Raw genomic sequence first — 19,948 nt, forward strand, 5'->3', positions numbered from 1 at the left:
GGTGGCTCTGGACGAACGAGCGTCCCGAGTACCGTTGCCTCTGTGGAGACGGGAGGTCGCCCATGCTGGAGGTCATCTTCGACGCGGGTTTCGACCCCCTGCTGCCAGGTCGCGCAGGCGAGCGCTCACGGGCCCGCCGGGCCGCGAAGACCCTCGACGAATTCGAGCGTGCTGGCACCGTGACCTGCCCCGGCGCCATACGCACGCCGATGGCGATGACGAACGGGTACGTCACCCTGCGAGCGGACTCGATCGTCTTCACCAAGGTGTCCGGCTCCAAGATGACCCACACCGACATCGACTGGACGGACCTCCTGTGCTTTTCGTCCGTGTCCAACAAGTTCAAGCACGAACGCGACCTCAGCAAGTGGTGGACCCTGGTCCACCTGGTGTACCCCGCCCACGAGGCGGTGCTGGCCTGTGCGCCGAACGGCCGGACCGCCCTGCTCAAGGTCCTGGTCGATCGCGGGATCCGGCAGCTCGGGCCGTGACCGTCCGGTTCAGCTGCGCCGCAGGTCATTCGGGTGGCTGGTGCTCCTGGCAGTAGTGCCACCGGTTCGGCAGTTGGCAGAACAGGGGCTGGGTCAGATCGTCGGGAATCGCTTGTTCCCAGGGGAAGTGACCCTCGCTGTCGGCCCAGATCGCCTGCAGTGCTTCAATTTGTCGGTTCTGGTAGACCGCTCCCGCCGTCAGCAGGACGTTGGCCGGGGACGCGATCGGTAGGAAGAAGAGGTTCAGCCCGGCGATCGTCAGGCGAACCTCGGGCACGAGTCGTAGCCCTCGCTTGATCCCGTTGCCCAGTTGGTTCAGCACTTGATAGGCCTCCTCGGTGGGGCGGCCGCTGATCAGGATCTCCGGCAGTCGGTGGCGGGTGAAGCCGATCGAGTAGGCGAATGCCGGGAAGACGCCTTCGTCGTCGACCGCGCCCTCGACGGCGGTGATCGACCAGCCGAAGCGGCTGATCTGGTCCCGGACGTTGGCCAGGCTTTGCTCCTCGGTCATTCCGTTGCAGATAGTGCACATGTGTCCCCCTGGAGTGGTTGGAAAGTGTGTCCGTCGGCGATTCCCGGCCGGTGCAGATGATGATGCACCGAGGCACCGACAGCCCCTGATCTGCGGATTCGCCGATTCCGGCTTCCTGAATCCCGGCGTGGCCGATCCGCGATCGAGCGGGGACCATAAGTCTCACTCGTGTCCGAAATATCGGAATTATGATCCCCGCTCGACCGGTGACCGGCCGCCAACCCCAGCGGGACTCAGGCAAAAACCCAGCGGGACTCAGACGAAGGTGACGAGCCGGTCGAAGAGGGCGGCGAGGACGGCCGGGTCAACCGGGGGCAGGCCGGTCAGGGCCGCGAAGTAGAGGCCGAAGCCGACCAGTCGAATGTTCTCGGCCCGCACGGGGTCGATGACGGCGGCACGCATCGGCTCCTCCCAGGCTCGGAAGATATCCGCGAGCAGGGCGGCGGCCTCGGCGTCGAACTCCCCGGTCTCCGCGTTCTGGCCAGTGCGGACGGCCGCGATCAGCGAGGTGAAGAAGCCGGCCTCGTCGTCCTCGGTGGGTTCGGAGTATTCGAGAAAGCCACGGGCCGCCCCGGACCGGGTGACGGCGTCGGACATCTCGGCGGTCACCGAGTCCCGCACGGAGCCCAGCAGCCCGAGGTACATCGCGGACTTGGATGGGAAGTGGTAGAGCAGTCCGCCTTTCGAGACACCGGCTTCGGCGGCCACGGCCTCGAGGGTGACCGAGCTGTTGCCGCTGCGCGCCAGGATGTCGCGAAGGGCCCGCAGAATTCGCTCGCGGGTGTCGGTGGCCATCAGATAGACTGTACCGGCTGGACGGTAAACAGTCTGTTTTGGCATTGTCAGGTTCGTGTCACCGGCGCGGACCCAGTGAGGGAGTGATCTTCAGTGTTCGGCCCGTACATCCAGGTCTTGCGGCGCCCCGGCGCTGCCCGCTTCTCCGCGGCCGGGATGCTCGCACGTATGCAGATGTCCATGGCCGGCCTCGGTGCCGTCATGTTGCTGTCCGCCGAACGCGGCTCGTTCGCGGTGGCCGGCACCGTCTCCTCCATCTATGCACTGTCCGGCGCTGCGATCAGTCCGCAGATCTCGCGGCTGATCGACATCCGCGGGCAGCGTTCCGTGGTCCCCAAACAACTGTTCCTGCACGTCCCGGCCATCGCTGCGATCGTATTCGTCGCCGTGGCGACCGAGCTGACGTGGCCGATCTTCGTCCTCGCGTTCGTCGCGGGCGCCTCCCAGCCGATCATCGGTCCGCTGGTGCGGACCCGCTGGTCGACCATGTTGAAGGGCGACCCGGCACTCCGGACGGCGTTCGCCTGGGAGTCGCTGATCGACGAGGCCGTCTTCATCATCGGTCCGCCGCTGGCGACTGTGCTTGCGCTGCAGCTGTTCCCGGCTGCTGCGCTGATCCTGGCCACCTCCCTGCTGATCATCGGTACCCTGCTGCTACTGACCCAGCACAGCACGGAACCGATTCCGTCCGGCCGCTCGATGGCCCGCGGCGGCCGCCCGGCCATCCTGCTGCCCGGGGTCGCCGGCGTGACGGCGATCTTCGCCCTGATGGGCGGCATCTTCGGCGCCTTCGAGGTGACGACCGTGGCCTTTGCAAAGGAGGCCGGACACTCCGGCATCGCCGGTCTGCTGCTCGCGCTGTACGCGTTCGGCTCGCTGCTCGCCGGTCTGATCTTCGGCGTGGCCAAGATCAAGGCGTCGTTGCTGCGTCAGTTCGGCTTCTCGATCGCGGTGCTGGCCGTCGTCACCCTGCCGATGCCGTTCCTGCCGAACGTGTGGTTCGTCGGTGCCGGTCTGATGCTGGCCGGCGTCGCGTGCTCACCTGCCCTGATTTCGGGCATGAGCCTGATCGAGCGAATCGTGCCGGCGCACCGTCTCACCGAGACGATGTCCTGGACCGGCTCCGGGATGGCGGTCGGTATCGCAATGGCCACCCCACTGGCCGGGATCGTCATCGACAACAGCGGTGCGTCCGACGCCTACTGGGTGACGTCGGGCTGCGCGGTCGGTGCCTTCGTCGTGTCGCTCCTGGTGCTCCGCTCGCTCCGCCGCTCGATCGCCGGTGTCACGCAACTCGAAGCCGACGAGGCGGCGGGCCAGAGTGTCATCAGCGAGTTGATGCCGGCCATGGTCACGCCCGCCCGCGAGTTGCTGACCAAGTAGCAGGCTCACCCGTCGCGGTGGGTGCTGGCCCAGGCGAGGAGGCGCTCGAGCGGCCAGGTGTTGACGATCCGGTCCACCGGAACGCCCACCTCCGCCGCTCGGGTACACCCCAGCATCTGCCAGTCCAGCTGGCCCGGCGCGTGCGCATCGGTGTCGATGCTGAACAGGCAGCCGGCCCGCAGTGCCATGTCGATGAGCCGCTTCGGTGGATCGAGACGTTCCGGCCGGGAATTGATCTCGACCGCGACACCGTGCTCGGCGCAGCCGTCGAAGACCATCTGGGCATCGAACGTGCTCTCCGGACGGGACGTCGGCCGCCCCCTGCTCGGACCCGCCGCCACCATCCGGCCGGTGCAGTGCCCCAGCACATTCGTATGCGGGTTGCGGACGGCGGCGAGCATCCTGGCCGTCATCTCGCGTGAGCCGGAACGCAGTTTCGAATGCACGGACGCCACGACGACGTCGAGCCTGCCCAGCATCTCGTCGGTCTGGTCAAGGGTGCCGTCCTCGTTGATGTCGCACTCGATCCCGGACAGCAGGGTGAAGTCCGGTAGGGCGCCGTTGATGGCGGCGACGACCCCGAGTTGCTTCTCCAGCCGCTCCGCGGTGAGGCCGTTGGCGACCGTCAGGCGGGGGGAATGGTCGGTGAGCACCATGTACTCGTGCCCGATCTCCATGCCCGTGACGGCCATCTCCTGGATCGGACTGCCGCCGTCACTCCACTCGCTGTGCGTGTGCAGATCACCGCGGAGGGCCGCGCGCAGGTCCTCGCCGCCGACCGCGAGCGGCCCGACGTCCTTCTCCAGATCGGCGAGGTAGTCGGGGACGACACCGGTCAATGCCTGCTCGGCCACCGTTCCGGTCTTCGGCCCGATGCCGGTCAGATTGGTCAGAGTGCCTGCTGCCGAGCGCTTCTCGAGATCTCCCTCGGGCAGTTTCGCCAAGGCGGTGGCCGCGGTGCGGAAGGCTTTCACCCGGTACGTCGGCGCCTGTCCGCGCTCGAGCAGAAATGCGATGCGCCGCAGCGCCGCGACCGGGTCCATGGATCAGCATCGTAGTCAGGCGGCGCAGTGCGTAGGTGAGTAACTTCGTGCGTCCGGCCGGCAGTGGGCCGACGTACCGTCGGATATGGATCAAGATCGAGGACTTTTCGGGCCGGACAGCGTGACCTGGCGGGTGCATTCGGATCCGACGTACGCCGTCGGTGGTCTGCGCGGGCTGCTGCTGCAGGCGCTGCACCCACTGGCCATGGCTGCGGTGGAGCAGAACGGCGGCTTCGATGCCGATCCGTGGGGGCGGCTGACCAGGACCTCGCAGTACATCGCCACCATCACCTTCGGGACCGAGGTCGAGGCACTGCGGGCCTCGGCGAGGGTTCGCGGGATCCATCGCAAATTGCGTGGCACGGACCCGTTCACCGGTGAGGAGTTCCGCCTCGACCGGCCCGATCTCCTGCTCTGGGTGCACTGTTGCGAGATCGACTCGTTGCTGTCCACCGCACTACGCGGCGGGTTGGAGCTCTCGGACGTCGAAGCCGATGCCTATGTCGCGGAGCAGATCCGGTCCGCCGAACTCGTCGGGCTGCCGGCCGCGTCCGTGCCGGCGACGCAGGCCGAGTTGGCGGAGTACTTCAGTGCCGTCCGGCCGGCGTTGAAGCTGACCAAGGCCGCCCGACGGGGCGCGAGGGGCATCTTCACCCCTCCGATGCCCGGCTGGGTTCGCCTCCTGACGCCGGCCCGTCCCGCGTGGGGTGGTCTGGCCGCGTTGTCGGTCGGATTGCTGCCGACCTGGGCCCGCCGGATGTACCGGCTTCCGGGGCTGGGCGTCACTGATCTGGCCTCCACCAGCGCGCTCCGGGCCCTGCGGACCACGGCGCTCGCAGTGCCGGAACGCTTCCGTGAGGGGCCGACCCTCAAGGAGGCTAAGGCGCGCCAGATCGCCTGAGATCGGCTGCCCTGCTCAAAGTTCTCGCGGGTCTGTGCGGGGGCTCATGCAGTCAGCTCCCGTTCGAGCGGCGTGCGGAATCGCGGGATGAAGCGAAGCGCTCCGAGCCAGTCCGTCAGGTCGGCGGCCCGCTGCTCGACCGCGTTCACGCCCGAAGCGCCGATGTCCTCGAGCAGCTCGAGGCGGATCTCGCCGTTCCGACGTTGCGCCCATCCGCCGACCACCCGCCCCTGCCAGAAGATGGTCGGACCGATGTTGCCCGTCCGGTCGAAGAGTCGCTCCCGGTGCTCGCCGAGGTACCAGCCGCGCTCGACCCAGCCCATCGGGGTCGGGTCGAGGGCCGGGAGCAGCGCGGCAGTCGGTTCCGGTTCGGCGGTCGGGTCGAGGTCGTCGGCCAGGGCAATGCCGGGTGTCCCGTCCAGATCGACCTCCACGGTGTTGATGTCCTTCAGGGCGGTGCGCGTCTGCCCGACGGTCCAGCCGGTCCACCAGACGAGGTCGGCAAGTGGAGCCGGTCCGAACCGTGCCAGCCACTGCTGCGCGAGAGTGACGCGGGCCTCGGCCGGATCGAGATCGCCGAGACCGCCGGGCATCCAGGCCGTTGCCGGCCACCACTCGTTCCGGTTGGACGTCCAGCCGCCCACGGGTGCGCCGCGGATGATCCTGCCCTGCAACGCCAGTATCGTCAGGACCCGGCTGGTGACCTTCTGCGGTGCGGCATAAGCCTTGTCCGGGGCGAGATCCAGGATCGCATTGAGGCGGGGTTCGTCGGCCACCAGGTCGGTGGCGACAGCCCGGCCCCGTCTGGTCAGGGCGGCGACCGCCGACTCGCTCACTTCGTCGAGCCACCGCTCGACGTCGTCGGAGATCTCTGCCTGACGGAGCTCGGTGAGCAGTCGTTTGCACTGGGTCGCAGCAACTCCCAGTGCGGAGGACGCCTGCAGGACCGGGGCGAGGTCGGTGGCAGTGACGAACATGGTGCGCCGCATGGCCATCATCCGGACCAGGTGCTTCCGACCGTAGATGGCGTCGGCGATCTCGGTCTGGGATCCGGCTGTCATCCGTGCCCACGCCGACAGGTACACCGTGGCCGGGTCGGTGGCGTGCAGGGCCACGATCGCATCGGCGACGGCGGCGACGTCAGGGGAGCGGGTCGCCGCGGTCAGCAGGTGCCTGACCTGCAGACGGCGGCGTCGCTCGGCGGTGTCGATGGCGATCATCGGTCCATGATGGCTGACCCCGGTGTACAAACCCCGCTGCGTCCTGCACAGTGATCGCTATAGCGAACCCTGTGCAGGACGCAAGCGACGGTGCTGGGTCACCCGCCGAAGCCGGAGCCGTACAGCTTGTGGCCCTGCCCGTCATAGGTCGTGATCTGGTAGCCGACCTTCGCGGTCGGCGCCGGGAGGGCGAAGGTGTGGTAGCTGCCGACGCTGCTCATCAGCACGTCCGTCCTGCCGGCCAGGGCCGCCGTCGCGACGAAGCGGGTGACCTTGGTGCCTTCCATGATGTCGACCCGACCGACCTTCGGGCCGACAGCTCCCCAGAGCAGGGGTGTCCCGGTCGGGGAGACGACGAGGGCGAGCGGCCCACCGGGAAGCTCGAGTTCCGGGATCACCCCTACCGGAACGGCTCTCGAGGTCGAGTCGGCACTGGCCACCAGACAGAGAGCGGATTCGCCGGCCACGCTGCCCTGGTGTAGGGCCATCGTGATGGATGTCCCATCGGATACCTTCTGCGACACGGTTGCGGTGGCAGCGCCGACAGGACAGGTGAGCGACTGACCGACTCCCCCGAGTGGCTGTTCGGGCTGGGCGGCAGGAGTGGGGGCAGCCAGGATCGTCGGCCCGACATCAGTTGGTGTACGGGTCATGTCGTAGGGCAGCTCCGTCAGGATCTTGCCGTCCCTGCTCATCACCCGAACGGTGCCGGACCCGGTCAGTTCCCGGGCGACGGAGGTGAGGGTGGCTTTGCCGCCGCCACTGGTCTCCAGGTCCAACCGGTTGTCCTCCGGGAGGACTGCGCCGGCCGAGTTCACGAAGACCAGCTTGGCGGCCTCGGCGGAAAGGACCCCCCACCACCAGGTGTGGCCCGGAGTGGCGGCCGTTCCGTCCGTCAGGAGCGGCGAGCCGTCGCCGAGGCGGATGCCGGCGTGCCAGGCCACACCGTTGAAGAAGCAGGCCCGACCGTCGGCTGTGGCGCTGATCGCGATGAGAGCCCCGGAAGCCGCTGCGGTGGAGGCAGATCCGTAGGAGTTGGGCAGGTGGTGCCCGAATCCGCAGTCCGACGTGTCCACCACCGGCGGGGCCACCGGCTCCGGGCGTTGGGCGATGCCGACCACCGCCACGGTGGCGGTGATCGCCAGGACCGCCGCGGCGATCAGCAAGGGAGCACGGAACTTCCGGTACGGGCCAGGCGTCCGGACCCGGTCGCCACCCAGTCGGGCCTGATTATGCTCCCAGGCCTCCGGTGAGTGGGCCAGTCCATCGGCGCGCTCCGTCAGTGCTGCGGTCAAACGGTTCTCGAGATCATTCATGACGACACCTCCATGCCGGTCAGTGCGGCTTCGAGGGCGACAAGTCCCCGTGACACATGTGATTTGACGGTGCCGACCGACACCCTCATCGCGTCGGCCATCTCCCGCTCGCTGAGTTCGGCCCAGTACCGCAATACGAGTGCCTCGCGATGACGGGGCGAGAGGGTCCGCAACGCCGTCAGGACGGCCACATTCCCCAGGGAGGCCACGACGGTGTCCTCGACACCGCGCGGACCGACCGACTCGGCCGGCGTGTGGCGCCGGACGACGCTGAGATGACGGTGTCCCGACCTGGTCAGGTTGACGACCGTGGTCCGCAGGTAGGCCCGGGCCGCCGCGGGATCGCGAAGCATCCGCTGCTTGGCGTGCAGGCGGACGAAAGCCTCCTGCGCTATGTTCTCGGCGTCGTCGGCCCCCAGCAGATCGGCGAGGGCGACCATGCCCGAGAAGTGCTGCCGGAAAAGCGTTTCGTAGGCGGCCGCGCTCGTGGACCCGCCGAGTTCAGCGGGTCGGGCGATGCCGGGTTCCGGATCTTCCGACATCGCCCCCCGCGATCGGTCGTTCCCGATGATGGCCGCCTGGTAGGCCACCAGGCCCCCCGCTCCGCCCGAGGCGAAGTTCTGTCTTTTCATGCACCACAGACGAGCTGCTCGGCTGAAAGGTTGAGGTGTGGGCCGATCCGGCCCAGAACCCCGCTGCGTCCTGCACCGTGATCGCTATAGCGAGCGCTGTGCAGGACGCAAGCGACGGTCGAACGGGCAAGCGACGGTCGAATGGGTCAGCGCCGGTCGTCCTCGGCGTGGGCGGCAGCGGAGCGATTGACGGCTGAGACGATCGCCTTGAGGGAGGCGCGCGTGATGGACGAGTCGATGCCGACCCCCCACATCACCTGACCGTCGATCGCACACTCGAGATACGCGGCCGCCCGCGCGTCACCGCCGGCCGAGAGGGCGTGCTCCACGTAGTCGAGGACTCGGACGTCGTGGCCGGCGTCGCCCAGGATGTTGCAGAACGCAGCGACCGGACCGTTGCCCTGCGCGCGCAGGACCTGTTCGGTGCCGTCCACCACGATCCGGGCGGCCAGCGTGTCGATCCCGTCCGGTGCGTCCTCAGGCGTCTCGATGCGGGCCCGGAGGAACTCGACCGGGGCGGTGCGCTCCAGGTACTCGTCGGCGAAGTATTTCCACATCGCTGTGGCGTTGACCTCGCCACCCTCGGAGTCGGTGTGCGCCTGAACTACTCGCGAGAATTCGATCTGCAGCCGGCGCGGTAGGTCCAGACCGTGCTCGGTCTTCATGATGTAGGCGACGCCGCCCTTGCCGGACTGCGAGTTGACCCGGATGACGGCCTCGTACGAACGGCCGACGTCCTTCGGGTCGATCGGTAGGTAAGGAACCTGCCAGGTCGCCTTCTCGACCGGGATCCCGGCGACGATCGCGTCGCGGTTCAAGGCGTCGAAGCCCTTCTTGATCGCATCCTGGTGCGAGCCGGAGAACGCCGTGTAGACCAGATCGCCACCGTAGGGGTGCCGCTCGGGGACGGCCAACTGGTTGCAGTACTCGACGGTGCGACGGATCTCGTCGATGTCGGAGAAGTCGATCTGTGGATCGACGCCCTGGCTGAAGATGTTCAGGCCCAGGGTGACCAGGCAGACGTTGCCGGTGCGCTCGCCGTTGCCGAACAGGCAACCCTCGATGCGGTCCGCCCCGGCCATGTAGCCCAGTTCGGCCGCCGCCACGGCGGTGCCGCGGTCGTTGTGCGGGTGCAGGCTCAGCACCAGCGAGTCCCGTCGGGCCAGGTTGCGGTGCATCCATTCGATGGAGTCGGCGTAGACGTTGGGGGTGGCCATCTCGACGGTGGCCGGCAGGTTGACGATCATCGGGCGGTCCGGAGTGGGCTGCCAGACGGCGGAGACCGAGTTGCACACCTCGACGGCGTACTCCAGCTCGGTGCCGGTGTAGCTCTCCGGCGAGTACTCGAAGCGCCAGTCGGTGTCCGGGTACTTCTCGGCCCACCGGGCGACCTCCTCGGCGCCGTCGGTGGCGATCCGGGTGATGCCGGCGCGGTCCTGTCCGAAGACGACCCGCCGCTGCAGCGTGGAGGTGGAGTTGTACAGATGGACGATCGCCGAGTGGGCGCCCTCGACCGCCTCGTAGGTACGGGCGATCAGTTCCGGCCGGGCCTGGGTCAGCACCTGGATCCGGACGTCCTCGGGAATGGCTTCCTGCTCGATGATCTCGCGGACGAAGTCGAAATCGGTCTGCGACGCGGCCGGGAAGCCGACCTCGATCTCCTTGTAGCCCATGGCCACCAGCAGGTCGAACATGCGGCGCTTGCGGGCCGGCGTCATCGGGTCGATCAGGGCCTGATTGCCATCACGCAGGTCGACCGCGCACCACAGGGGCGCCTTGTCGATCACCTTCGACGGCCAGGTGCGGTCGGACAGGTCGATCGGGGTGAACGGTGTGTAGCGCGCGAACGGCATCTGGCTGCCGCGCTGCCGGTTGTAGGCGTGCTGGTCGGCAGGGACGTCGCCGACGGGCAGGCTCAGTCGGGAAACGGGGGGTGTGCTCATGAGGTGATCCTTCTGACGGGGGCCCCGGATCCGACCACGGCGGTCCGGGGAGATGGTTCGACCAGCAGCACAAAGACCCGCGACGGAGGAGCCAGTCTGGGATCAGGCTCCGTCGCGGCCGCTAAGGAGCAGGTTCACGGCGCGAACGCCGGCCGCTGCGATGCGCACCACGGGTAGCACGATACCCCCGGGTCGACGGCGGGGCGTAACCCACCCGAGTCGGTGGCGAAGTCCGCGCTCATGAAGTCGTCGATTTGCGTCCCACCCGTCCCAAAACGCGCACGATGATGAGCGCCGTCGATGTTGATAAGCGCGGGATGGGACAGTCAGGCGAGGAAGTCCAGCAGGAGAGCGTTGAGCTCGGCGGGGGCCTGTGCCGGGATCCAGTGCGGGCCGGGCACTTCCGCGAACTGCCAGGGTCCGTCGATCCACTCGCCCGAGCGCTCCATCTGCTCGCGGGTGAGGAACAGGTCGCCACTGGACCACACCCCGAGCACCGGACACGACACCCGGGGCAGTTGCGGGACATCCGAAAGGAAGTAGGTCTCGGGACGGATGTTCGCACGGTAGAGGTTGAGCGCAGCCACCAGCGCGCCGGGCCGCGACAGGCCGGCGATCTGGCCGTCCATCAGCGGGTCGGTGTCGACGCCTTGCCACGCCCATTCGCGGAAGGCCTGCCAGTCGCCGGCAGGCAGCACGGACTCAGCCACCCCGACGTGCAGGAACCAGAGCATGTACCAGGACAGCTGCCGCTGCACCAGGCCGGCGGAGATGCTCGCCCCTGGGTGCCCGACCGACAACACGGTCAGCCGTTCGACCCGCTCCGGATGACGGAACGTGAAACTCCACGCCAGGGCGGCACCCCAGTCGTGCCCGACCACCGCCGTCTTCTCGATGCCGAGATCAGCGAGCACCGCGAGGATGTCGGCGATCAGCCGTGGCATACGATACGCCGCAACATCTTCCGGTCGGTCCGACTCGCCATGACCACGAAGATCCGGCGCGACCACCCGGTGACCGCTCTGCGCCAGCGCCTGGATCTGGGACTCCCACAAGTGCCAGGAATCGGGAAACCCGTGCAGCAGCAGCACCGGTCGGCCCTGGCCCGCTGTCGCCACGTTGATCCGGACGCCGCCGGAATCGACGGTGTGCTCGACGATGTCCGTCGCCATCGGCGTCACGACCGGCGGGCGTTGTAGACCAGGGCCCGACTCTGGCCGTAAGCCGTATACGTCGCAATGGCGCCGTCCCGCAATACATCCTGCTCGACCTCGATGCCGCGGCGATGCAACTGCTCGGCCCAGTCGGAAACCACCGGACCCTCGTCGAAGCCCGTCAGTCGCTCCAGGTCCGGACCGTCACCCGCCACCACCAGGCGCTGCACCCCCGACCACAGGACCGCCCCGAAACACATCGCGCACGGCCGCCAGTTGACGACCAGTTCCAGACCGGGTCGGGTGGCGGCCAGATCCCAGGAACCCAGCGCCGCCTGGGCCAGCGAGATGGCCGTCACCTCGGCGTGCGCGCTCGAGAGACCGCTGGAGAGAACCACATTGACGCCGACGGAGACGATCTCGCCGGTCGAGGAATCGGCCACCACGGCGGCGAACGGGCCACCGTTTCCGGCGACGTGGTTGCGGTCGGCCAGGGCGTGCACCAGGGCCATCCGCTCCTCCGAGGTGGTGGTCGGAGCGTCGTACCCGGCAACGAACGGCAGCACCCATTCCGGCAGGGCTGCGGAGAAGCCGATGGCGAGGGCGGCGGTGTCGATCATGCTTCGACGACAACGAGGGCATTGATCACGGGGGTCTTGACCACGGGGCGGCTCCTGGGCTCGGCGACGGTGCCGCCAGCTTAATGACGGCGGCCGCGCCGGAGCAGCCGGACCCTGCTCACAGCATCTCGGTTTAACCTCGACACGGTGGATCGCCGCATCGCTGGAGTACTGCTGCTGGTCGTGGCCCTGGTGGCCACGCTGGCCGTGCCCGACGTCGTCGGACGGAGCCTGGCCGGCGCCCCCTCGCCGGAGCAGATCGCTGCCCCGCCGGCGGTCGGTTCGTGCGTCGGTGCCATCACCGGATCGGGTCCGGCCCGGACGGGCGCCGATGCCCGCCCTTCCGTCACGGGATCGCAACCGGTCGCCACCGTGGTCCCCTGCACCGGCCGTGTGATGGGGGAGATCATCTCGGTGACGGTTGCGAATCCGCGGCAGGTCGTCACGCTGCAGGAGTACGACGAGGTGCACCCGAGCTGCCGGAGCCAGGTGGAGACCTATCTCGGGACCACGGCCACCACCACGTTGTCCGGAGTGCAGTGGAGCAGGAGCATCTACGTGGATGTCGCCACCGTCGGTCCGGACGGTCACGATCGGGCGGCCGGCCGTACCTGGACCGCCTGCGTGATGACGGCGGTCGACCAGACCTATCCAGTCACGGCCTCGCTGAAGTCGAGCTGGACCACCCGCTCGCTTCCGGACGCCTACGGACTCTGCTGGTTCGACGACGTGGTGCAGCTGGGGGAGCCGGTCGCCTGCACCTCCCCGCACAGGACCCAGCAGCTGGGATACGGCCTGGTCAGTTCGCCGACGGACTCGGGCACGTCCATCGTCTCCGCGGTCGGCTACGACGCGATCCTCGCGGGCTGCCGGACGCTGGCTGCCTCGGTGATGGACGCGGCCGACCCGACCAGGGGCGGCTCCCTGGACGTCCGGGTGGTGGTCTCCCGATCCGGAGCTCCATACGTGCAGTGCGCGGTATCGGCGACCGGATCGAAGAAACTGACCGGGTCCGTCATCGGGTTGGGCACGAAACCGGTGCCGCTGGGGTAACCCGGGCGTCGCGCTCCGCTCCCGCAAGGCCAGTCGGTCCGTCAGCGGTGTGCGAGCGCTCCCGCCACGGCCTCGATCTGTCTCCGTGTGGGACCCTGGCTACCGTCGACCAGCAGGGCGGCGGTCGAGGCGCCGGTGACGGACACGATTCGCACCGCGACCGGTTGGCTTCCGGGGATGCTGACCAGATCTCCCGACTGCTGGTGGGCGGAGCCGTCGATGACGGCCTGCAGGGACGAGACGGGCAGGTCGGCAGCGCTGGGACGAGCGCAAGGACAGCCGACCCGCTTCGTCCTGCGATGAACAGGACCGACACGGATCCACCGCCGCTGAGGTCCATCTTGCAGTCGACGGCGAACCCGGTCATCCGTATTTCCGGATCGATCGCCTCGACGGTTCCGCTGACTGCGCCGTCGCTGGTCAGGCCGGCGGCCCGGACAGCTGTGGGCAGCGCAGCGAGCGGGCAGGTCGTCCTGGGTGCTGCACCCAGTGAGGCGAGAGTGGGGCCGGCCGCCATCGAGCCCGGCCGTTCGTCGGCCGGGACGGAAGTGGCCCGGCCCGAGGTCGTGCAGGCCGTCAGGAGCACGGCCGCAACGATCGCCGGGACGACTTTCCGGCCGTGCGGACAGACCGGCGCGACGCACGGCACAACTCGACCCGCCCCCCGAACCTCATATCAGCCAGGCTCACGATGCTCGGCGCGGACCGCGGGAAAATCGGGAATCGGCGGGCGGCACCGGACGTTTCTGTGCTGCCGGAATGCGGTGGCGCAAGGATCTTTCGTCGATGGTGGCGAAGGTCAGCAGGACTTCTTCCGCAGGCCGAACGCCGGTACGGCCGGTGGTCTGATCGGGAGGAATGGCCTGGTCGACCCGGGTAGTCTTCAGGGCGAAAAGTCTCCACGCCGCACTCCAGGGCAGGTGGGTGACCTTCGACGTTGATCGTGCGAGAGGGTTGGCAGTGAGTCTGGTCGTCCAGAAGTACGGCGGTTCGTCGGTGGCCACAGCGGAGCGCATCAAGCGCGTCGCCGAGCGGATCGTCGCCACGCGCAAGGCCGGCCATGACGTGGTCGTCGTCGTCTCGGCGATGGGGGACACGACGGACGACCTGATGGACCTCGCCCTCCAGGTCTCACCGGTCCCGCCGGGTCGTGAACTCGACATGCTGCTGACCTCCGGCGAGCGCATCTCCAATGCGCTGGTGGCGATGGCGATCGACTCCCTCGGCGCCGAGGCCAGGTCGTTCACCGGCTCGCAGGCCGGCGTGATCACCGATTCCACCCACGGTCGGGCGAGGATCATCGACGTCACTCCGGGCCGGATCCGCGCCGCGCTGGACGACGGCGCCATCGCGCTGGTCGCCGGATTCCAGGGCGTCTCGCAGGACACCAAGGACATCACCACCCTCGGGCGGGGCGGGTCGGATACCACGGCCGTCGCGCTGGCCGCGGCCCTGCACGCCGACGTCTGCGAGATCTACACCGACGTCGACGGCGTCTTCAGTGCCGATCCGCGCATCGTCCCGAACGCGTCGAAGCTCGACACCATCACCTATGAGGAAATGCTCGAGATGGCAGCGGCCGGCGCGAAGGTGCTGATGCTCCGCTGCGTGGAGTACGCCCGTCGCTACCACGTCCCGGTGCACGTCCGGTCTTCGTACTCGGACAAGGCAGGCACCATCGTCACCGGCAGCATGGAGGAACTGAGCGTGGAACAGGCATTGATCACCGGCGTCGCGCACGAGCGTGGCGAGGCCAAGGTCACGGTTGCGGCCGTGCCCGACCTGCCGGGCGTTGCCGCCCGGATCTTCCGCACCATCGCCGACGCCGAGATCGACATCGACATGGTGGTGCAGAACATCTCCCGCGCCGCCGAGGGCAAGACCGACATCACCTTCACGCTTCCCAAGGCTGACGGACCGAGAGCTGTTGCAGCTCTTGACGCCAGGAAGGCGGATATCGGCTTCGACGCGATCGTCTACAACGACCACGTCGGCAAGGTGTCGCTGATCGGTGCCGGGATGCGCTCGCACCCCGGTGTCACCGCGACGTTCTGCGAGGCGCTGGCCAAGGCCGACGTCAACATCGACATCATCTCGACCTCGGAGATCCGGATCTCCGTCCTGGTGCGGGATGTCGACCTGGACGCTGCCGTCCGGGCCATCCACGACGCCTTCGACCTCGGCAGCGACGACCCGGCGACCGTGTACGGAGGGACCGGGCGATGAGCAGGGGGTTGAACATCGGCGTGGTCGGGGCGACCGGACAGGTCGGCGGCGTGATGCGGCGCATCCTGCTGCAGCGTGACTTCCCCGTCGCCTCCATCCGGTTCTTCGCCTCGGCCCGGTCGGCCGGATCGACGTTGCCGTGGAAGGGTTCCGACGTCGTGGTGGAGGATGCCTCGACGGCCGACCCGTCGGGCCTGGACATCGCACTGTTCTCCGCCGGTGGCTCGACCTCGAGGGCGCTGGCGCCGAAGTTCGCCGCGGCGGGTGTCGTCGTGATCGACAACTCCTCGGCCTGGCGGATGGATCCTGCTGTGCCCCTGGTGGTTTCGGAAGTGAACCCGGAGGCAGCCCTTGCCGTCGTCGGCCGGGTGGACGGTTCCGGTACCAAGGTCGGTGCCATCATCGCCAACCCGAACTGCACCACCATGGCGGCGATGCCGGTGCTGCGGCCACTGCACGCCGAAGCCTGCCTCCAGCGGATGATCGCCGCGACCTACCAGGCGGTTTCCGGCAGCGGTCTGGACGGCGTCAGCGAGTTGGACGGCCAGATCAAGGCGGTCGTCGACCATGCCGCCGAGTTGACCCACGACGGCAGCGCGGTCGAGTTCCCGGCCCCGAAGAAGTATGTGCGACCCATCGCGTTCAACGTGATCCCACTGGCAGGCAACCTTGTCGACGACGGCAGCTTCGAGACCGACGAGGAACAGAAGCTGCGCAACGAATCCCGCAAGATCCTGGGCATCCCCGGGCTGCTCGTCTCCGGGACCTGCGTCCGGGTACCGGTCTTCAGTGGGCACTCCCTGTCGATCAACGTCGAGTTCGCCCGGCCGTTGTCCGTTTCGCGGGCCACCGAGCTGCTCGCCGAGGCGCCGGGGGTCGAACTCTCCGACGTACCGAACCCGTTGCAGGCGGCCGGGTCCGATCCGTCGTTCGTCGGACGGATCCGGGTGGACGAGGGTGTGCCGGACGGCCGCGGACTCGCGCTGTTCATCAGCAACGACAACCTCCGCAAGGGGGCCGCGCTCAACGCGGTCCAGATCGCCGAAGTGGTCGCCGCCGCATTGTGATGTTGTCGGGCCACCCGCTGCCTGTCGGCGGGTTCCGCACGGTGGGCGTCGATCTCGCGGCTCAGGACAAGAAAACCGGTCTGGCTGTGCTGCGGTGGAGTGTCGGCTCGGTGGTCCTCGAGCACCTGCAGGTGGAGGCCGGGAACATCGAGATCCGCAGCGCCGGTGCCGACGCGGCGGTGACGGGGATCGACTGTCCGCTCGGCTGGCCGGCGGCGTTCACCGATCTCCTGCTGGCCCACCGCGCCCATGCGGCCGGCCCGGAGACGGGGCGCGACATCGAGGCCCGCCGGATTCTGGCCTTCCGCCGCACCGACTTCCACGTCCACTCCGAAACCGGCCGTTGGCCGCTCAGTGTCTCGGCAGATCTCATCGGCTACCCGGCAATGCGCGCCGCCGGATTGCTGGCGGGGTGGACTCCTGGTGGAAAGCCGTTGCGCCGTAGCGGGGTGAACTCCTGTGTGGCGGAGGTGTACCCGGCGGCCGCACTGTCCCGCTGGGGCCTGACGTCCCGTGGCTACAAGGCCGATCCGGATCTCCGTCGCACGGTGATCGACCGGTTGGGTTCGCTGGCGCCCTGGCTCGACCTGGGCGACGGCGAGGAGCTCTGCGCCCGGTCGGATGACGCGTTCGATGCCGTCGTGGCCGGGGTAGTGGCCGGGGCGGTGCAACTCGGCCGAACCCGCGGCCCGGCTCCCGAGGATCTGGTGCTCGCCGAAGAGGAAGGCTGGGTGCACCTGCCCGACAAGGATTTCCTGCGCGACCCCTGGGCCTGACGCGCGCAGCGGATCGCCAATGCGCACGTGTCCCGCGCATACAGAAGTGCGCTGCGCATACGAAAGCGTCCGTTTGGGGCGTGTTTCGCGGATTTCGGTCACTTCGGTATGCGCCGGGGAGAACGGTATGCGCGGTAGGAGGGTCAGCGGCAGGTGACGGCGGCGAGGCCGGCCTGGGTGCCGCCCGGTCCCTCCTCGGAGGTGACTTCGTAGCCGCAGCCGGTCATGTCGCCGGCGATGCCTTCGGTCTGGATCATCGGTGGGTCCGGTAGTTCGTGATGCGGCCAGCTGGAAAACCCTGCTGGATCGGCATTCTTCGTCGGCGCGAGATATTCGATCACCTGGTCGTAGGTGAGCAGCAACATCCGTCCGGGCGTGAACGCCGCGTCGGTGATCACGTTCCCGGTGAACATCGACTGGACCCGCCGCGCCGGTTCGGGCGGGCTGAACGAGGCGACCAAGCGCAGCTCACCGCCGCCGGGTTCACCCCGGTAGATACGATGCGGTGGAACGGTTCCGGTGGTGCCATCGGCAGCGGACTTCGTGATGACGATGACCGATCCCTTGCCGTCGACGACCATCGACTCCGCGTTCCGAGGGCCGTCGGGGTAGGTGAAGTCCCACCTGTCGGCCGCTACCGGAGCCGTCGGGAGGGGTGCCACCGCGGGCTCGTCGATGCGATAGACGCTGATGTGGTCTCGTTCCCGGTCGTTGTCGCCGATATCGCCGACGTAGAAGCACCGCCCGGCGCGGTCGCCGCAGGCGCCGGCCGTGAGTGCCTCGGCGTTCCCGGTCGACATGCCTTGCACTCGCACGTTTCCGACCAGAGAGCCGTTGGATCGAACCGCGACGATCCGGTCAGCGCCCGTGCCGTCGTCCACCACGAAGAAGACGCCCTTGGACTTCTGCGAAGCCACGATGCCACTGGACTCGGACGCGACACCGACTGGGAGCGAATGAATCTCGCCCACCGAGTAGCAATGCCCGCTCGCGCAGGTGTTGCCCGGAGCGGAACTCGCAGTGGACGAACTCGAGGCCGCGATGGAGGTTCTGGTGGTAGGCGACGAGCTGGCCTGGGGAGCAGCGGTTGTCCGCGTCGGCGATGGTGCGCCGACGGAGGACGCGGCCGACGCCGGCGCGTCGGGCGAACTGCTGCCGGGTACCGGTGTCGAGGCGATGGTCGAGCTTCCAGAAGTGCAGCCCGCCAGCATGATCAGCGCAACGGCCACAGCGATCAGTCCCGGCCGTTGCCGACCGGAACGCAGCCCACCGGAGCGCGCCAGTCCCGGCCGTTGCCGACCGGAGCGCGCCGGACCGAAAGGAGCGGAACGGGACGAGGGCACCGCAGCACGGTAGCCGACACACCGGTTGTCACGGGGTGAAGCCGGTCCGGGCGACCGCCCAGCACCCCGTCAGGCCCAGGGCAGTGGGCCTGACCCGATTCCGAAGAGTGTGCCTGCGAGGAGACGGGTTCCGGTGACCCCGATCGTGCACATCGCCTCGACGGCCATGTCCGGCGGATTGCTCGACAGGCCCGGCCGGGGGTTGCCGGTGGCATCGAAGTGGAACGGCACGGCAGCCACCCGCAGCGCGCCGCCTGCGGTGAGGTCGGCCAGGTGGGTAGCCGAGGCGACGAAGGCGCGGCAGTCCGAGTCCAGCGCCGGCTGATCACGAAAGGCCGTCGACACATCGGCGAGGGCGAAGACCTCGTACCGGTGGGCTTGGGCGCAGTCGATGGTGGCGGAGAGCACTGCCACGGTCGTCAGGCACTGCCCGAACAGCGCCGGCAGCCGCCCGGTGGACAGGGCGCCTCGAACGGAGCCGGTGTAGCTCGCGCCCTCGGTCGAGGGGGTGACGACGCAGACGATCCAGTGCTGCCCGAAGGCCACCTGCAACTTCGTGGGATTGAGGGTGATGACGGTCAGTTCGATGGATCTCCACCGCACCGCATCGGACGACTTGACCGGCGGTGACCAGCCCAGATAGGCGCTGCCGTCACCGCAGGGTTTCAGCGAGTAGGTCGGCTGGTCGGCAGTTGCCGGCCCGGTGCCGGTCGACGCCGGATCCAGGAGGACCTCCGACACTTCGCCGTAGTGCGCTCCGGAGCAGCCGCCCAGCCGGAAGGACCACGACCGCCCGGCGGCGACACCAGGTTCGGGTGGGGTCTGCAGCAGGCACTGCCCCACGCGGGGCTCGGCCGGGATGCGCCCCAGCACAGCAGTGCCGCTGACGGTCCGGCCGACCGCATTCGGTACGACGATCGCGGCGAGCATGACCAGGGCAAGCATCAGCGCGCCCCGGACCCGGCGATCCGTGAGGTTCACGGGACGACCGTCACCGGCCATAGACCCGCCCGAACGAGGCGGACACCGAGTGAGCCGACCAGGCGATGGCCGGCGGACATGGACGCCCCGACGATGACAGCGTCCGCCATCACCGCCTTGGCTGCTTTCGAGATCTCCTGGTAGGGATCACCTTTCGTCTCGAGGAAGCGGGCTCGGGCGCCGGTTCTGGTGGTCCCGTCCTTGATCTGCTGCCGCAGTTCGGCGGCGACCTCGTGCTGGGCCTGATCCACTGCCGGTCCCGCCGACGGGACCAGATTGGCCATGGTCGAGCCTTCGACGACGAAGACGACCACGAGTTCGGCCGACTGGCGGCGGGCCAGCCCGGCGGCATAGAACGCGGCGCGCATCGACGTGGTGGATCCGTCGACGGCGACCACGATCACCCGTGGGCCGTCGGTACCTCGCTCGAATGCCGTTGCCATGCGCCCACTGTTCCACCGAGTGGGTTGCG

The 19,948-nt window shown here is 68.5% G+C and carries 20 protein-coding genes; 8 read left to right on the top strand and 12 right to left on the bottom strand.

The genetic code is table 11. The features are described from left to right. Positions 1 to 62 precede the first annotated feature (62 nt). Positions 63 to 491, top strand: a complete 429-nt coding sequence (locus ABIB25_RS21200; RefSeq protein WP_354530506.1) for a hypothetical protein — start codon at positions 63 to 65, stop codon at positions 489 to 491. A 25-nt stretch (positions 492 to 516) separates the two neighbouring features. Here the strand turns inward: ABIB25_RS21200 and ABIB25_RS21205 are convergent, their stop codons facing one another. Together ABIB25_RS21205 and ABIB25_RS21210 are read right to left on the bottom strand one after the other, a co-directional pair. Beyond that, positions 517 to 1,002: a DUF4262 domain-containing protein gene (locus ABIB25_RS21205; RefSeq protein ID WP_354530507.1), complete on the bottom strand. Its 486-nt coding sequence runs from the start codon at positions 1,000 to 1,002 to the stop codon at positions 517 to 519. 276 nt (positions 1,003 to 1,278) lie between these two features. Next, entirely contained in the window at positions 1,279 to 1,818 is a 540-nt protein-coding gene (locus ABIB25_RS21210) for a TetR/AcrR family transcriptional regulator (RefSeq protein WP_354530508.1), read from the bottom strand. A gap of 93 nt (positions 1,819 to 1,911) precedes the next feature. Between ABIB25_RS21210 and ABIB25_RS21215 the strand changes: the two genes are divergently transcribed. After that, positions 1,912 to 3,201: an MFS transporter gene (locus ABIB25_RS21215; protein ID WP_354530509.1), complete on the top strand. Its 1,290-nt coding sequence runs from the start codon at positions 1,912 to 1,914 to the stop codon at positions 3,199 to 3,201. A 5-nt stretch (positions 3,202 to 3,206) separates the two neighbouring features. On the opposite strand, the gene ABIB25_RS21220 is transcribed toward ABIB25_RS21215, so the two are convergent. Next, positions 3,207 to 4,244: a PHP domain-containing protein gene (locus ABIB25_RS21220; protein WP_354530510.1), complete on the bottom strand. Its 1,038-nt coding sequence runs from the start codon at positions 4,242 to 4,244 to the stop codon at positions 3,207 to 3,209. 85 nt (positions 4,245 to 4,329) lie between these two features. Between ABIB25_RS21220 and ABIB25_RS21225 the strand changes: the two genes are divergently transcribed. After that, positions 4,330 to 5,145, top strand: a complete 816-nt coding sequence (locus ABIB25_RS21225) for an oxygenase MpaB family protein (RefSeq protein ID WP_354530511.1) — start codon at positions 4,330 to 4,332, stop codon at positions 5,143 to 5,145. Positions 5,146 to 5,189: 44 nt separating this feature from the next. Here ABIB25_RS21225 and ABIB25_RS21230 read toward each other — a convergent pair whose 3' ends face one another. The 6 genes from ABIB25_RS21230 to ABIB25_RS21255 form a co-directional block, all read right to left on the bottom strand. Next, the gene (locus ABIB25_RS21230) at positions 5,190 to 6,365 is read right to left on the bottom strand and encodes a winged helix DNA-binding domain-containing protein (protein WP_354530512.1); all 1,176 of its coding nucleotides are present in this window, start codon (positions 6,363 to 6,365) and stop codon (positions 5,190 to 5,192) included. Positions 6,366 to 6,463: 98 nt separating this feature from the next. Continuing rightward, complete coding sequence (locus tag ABIB25_RS21235) at positions 6,464 to 7,681, bottom strand: hypothetical protein (RefSeq protein WP_354530513.1); 1,218 nt, start codon at positions 7,679 to 7,681, stop codon at positions 6,464 to 6,466. Further along, positions 7,678 to 8,313, bottom strand: a complete 636-nt coding sequence (locus ABIB25_RS21240) for an RNA polymerase sigma factor (RefSeq protein ID WP_354530514.1) — start codon at positions 8,311 to 8,313, stop codon at positions 7,678 to 7,680. The genes ABIB25_RS21235 and ABIB25_RS21240 overlap by 4 nt, the downstream gene beginning before the upstream one ends. Before the next feature lie 146 nt (positions 8,314 to 8,459). Continuing rightward, on the bottom strand, positions 8,460 to 10,256 hold the full coding sequence (gene leuA, locus ABIB25_RS21245; RefSeq protein WP_354530515.1) for a 2-isopropylmalate synthase: 1,797 nt from the start codon (positions 10,254 to 10,256) through the stop codon (positions 8,460 to 8,462). A 326-nt stretch (positions 10,257 to 10,582) separates the two neighbouring features. Further along, positions 10,583 to 11,428 carry an alpha/beta fold hydrolase gene (locus ABIB25_RS21250; RefSeq protein ID WP_354530516.1) on the bottom strand — a complete coding sequence of 282 codons (846 nt, stop codon included), beginning with the start codon at positions 11,426 to 11,428 and terminating at the stop codon, positions 10,583 to 10,585. 5 nt (positions 11,429 to 11,433) lie between these two features. Further along, on the bottom strand, positions 11,434 to 12,030 hold the full coding sequence (locus tag ABIB25_RS21255) for a nucleoside deaminase (protein ID WP_354530517.1): 597 nt from the start codon (positions 12,028 to 12,030) through the stop codon (positions 11,434 to 11,436). Positions 12,031 to 12,177: 147 nt separating this feature from the next. Here ABIB25_RS21255 and ABIB25_RS21260 point away from each other — a divergent pair, with 147 nt between their 5' ends. From ABIB25_RS21260 to ABIB25_RS21275, 4 genes are all read left to right on the top strand, one after another. After that, entirely contained in the window at positions 12,178 to 13,083 is a 906-nt protein-coding gene (locus tag ABIB25_RS21260) for a hypothetical protein (RefSeq protein ID WP_354530518.1), read from the top strand. Between the two features lie 960 nt (positions 13,084 to 14,043). Then, complete coding sequence (locus ABIB25_RS21265) at positions 14,044 to 15,309, top strand: aspartate kinase (RefSeq protein ID WP_354530519.1); 1,266 nt, start codon at positions 14,044 to 14,046, stop codon at positions 15,307 to 15,309. Further along, on the top strand, positions 15,306 to 16,376 hold the full coding sequence (locus ABIB25_RS21270) for an aspartate-semialdehyde dehydrogenase (protein WP_354530520.1): 1,071 nt from the start codon (positions 15,306 to 15,308) through the stop codon (positions 16,374 to 16,376). Before ABIB25_RS21265 ends, ABIB25_RS21270 begins: the two co-directional genes overlap by 4 nt. A gap of 41 nt (positions 16,377 to 16,417) precedes the next feature. Further along, positions 16,418 to 17,152, top strand: a complete 735-nt coding sequence (locus tag ABIB25_RS21275) for a DUF429 domain-containing protein (protein ID WP_354530521.1) — start codon at positions 16,418 to 16,420, stop codon at positions 17,150 to 17,152. 143 nt (positions 17,153 to 17,295) lie between these two features. Here ABIB25_RS21275 and ABIB25_RS21280 read toward each other — a convergent pair whose 3' ends face one another. Continuing rightward, positions 17,296 to 18,069 carry a hypothetical protein gene (locus ABIB25_RS21280; protein WP_354530522.1) on the bottom strand — a complete coding sequence of 258 codons (774 nt, stop codon included), beginning with the start codon at positions 18,067 to 18,069 and terminating at the stop codon, positions 17,296 to 17,298. Between the two features lie 79 nt (positions 18,070 to 18,148). Here ABIB25_RS21280 and ABIB25_RS21285 point away from each other — a divergent pair, with 79 nt between their 5' ends. After that, complete coding sequence (locus ABIB25_RS21285; protein ID WP_354530523.1) at positions 18,149 to 18,508, top strand: hypothetical protein; 360 nt, start codon at positions 18,149 to 18,151, stop codon at positions 18,506 to 18,508. Between the two features lie 56 nt (positions 18,509 to 18,564). Here the strand turns inward: ABIB25_RS21285 and ABIB25_RS21290 are convergent, their stop codons facing one another. Further along, on the bottom strand, positions 18,565 to 19,476 hold the full coding sequence (locus tag ABIB25_RS21290) for a septum formation family protein (protein ID WP_354530524.1): 912 nt from the start codon (positions 19,474 to 19,476) through the stop codon (positions 18,565 to 18,567). Beyond that, positions 19,473 to 19,919, bottom strand: coding sequence for a universal stress protein (locus ABIB25_RS21295; protein WP_354530525.1), 447 nt, complete (start codon positions 19,917 to 19,919; stop codon positions 19,473 to 19,475). Before ABIB25_RS21295 ends, ABIB25_RS21290 begins: the two co-directional genes overlap by 4 nt. Positions 19,920 to 19,948 lie beyond the last annotated feature (29 nt).

This window comes from Nakamurella sp. UYEF19 (genome assembly GCF_040546275.1).
In the GTDB taxonomy this organism is placed as follows: Bacteria; Actinomycetota; Actinomycetes; order Mycobacteriales; family Nakamurellaceae; genus Nakamurella.

Bases quoted from the DNA above. Each gene is read 5' to 3' on its own strand.
- ABIB25_RS21200 (WP_354530506.1), top strand. From the start codon at position 63: ATGCTGGAGGTCATCTTCGACGCGGGTTTCGACCCCCTGCTGCCAGGT.
- ABIB25_RS21205 (WP_354530507.1), bottom strand. From the start codon at position 1,002: ATGACCGAGGAGCAAAGCCTGGCCAACGTCCGGGACCAGATCAGCCGC.
- ABIB25_RS21210 (WP_354530508.1), bottom strand. From the start codon at position 1,818: ATGGCCACCGACACCCGCGAGCGAATTCTGCGGGCCCTTCGCGACATC.
- ABIB25_RS21220 (WP_354530510.1), bottom strand. From the start codon at position 4,244: ATGGACCCGGTCGCGGCGCTGCGGCGCATCGCATTTCTGCTCGAGCGC.
- ABIB25_RS21225 (WP_354530511.1), top strand. From the start codon at position 4,330: ATGGATCAAGATCGAGGACTTTTCGGGCCGGACAGCGTGACCTGGCGG.
- ABIB25_RS21230 (WP_354530512.1), bottom strand. From the start codon at position 6,365: ATGATCGCCATCGACACCGCCGAGCGACGCCGCCGTCTGCAGGTCAGG.
- ABIB25_RS21235 (WP_354530513.1), bottom strand. From the start codon at position 7,681: ATGAATGATCTCGAGAACCGTTTGACCGCAGCACTGACGGAGCGCGCC.
- ABIB25_RS21240 (WP_354530514.1), bottom strand. From the start codon at position 8,313: ATGAAAAGACAGAACTTCGCCTCGGGCGGAGCGGGGGGCCTGGTGGCC.
- leuA (WP_354530515.1), bottom strand. From the start codon at position 10,256: ATGAGCACACCCCCCGTTTCCCGACTGAGCCTGCCCGTCGGCGACGTC.
- ABIB25_RS21250 (WP_354530516.1), bottom strand. From the start codon at position 11,428: ATGGCGACGGACATCGTCGAGCACACCGTCGATTCCGGCGGCGTCCGG.
- ABIB25_RS21255 (WP_354530517.1), bottom strand. From the start codon at position 12,030: ATGATCGACACCGCCGCCCTCGCCATCGGCTTCTCCGCAGCCCTGCCG.
- ABIB25_RS21270 (WP_354530520.1), top strand. From the start codon at position 15,306: ATGAGCAGGGGGTTGAACATCGGCGTGGTCGGGGCGACCGGACAGGTC.
- ABIB25_RS21295 (WP_354530525.1), bottom strand. From the start codon at position 19,919: ATGGCAACGGCATTCGAGCGAGGTACCGACGGCCCACGGGTGATCGTG.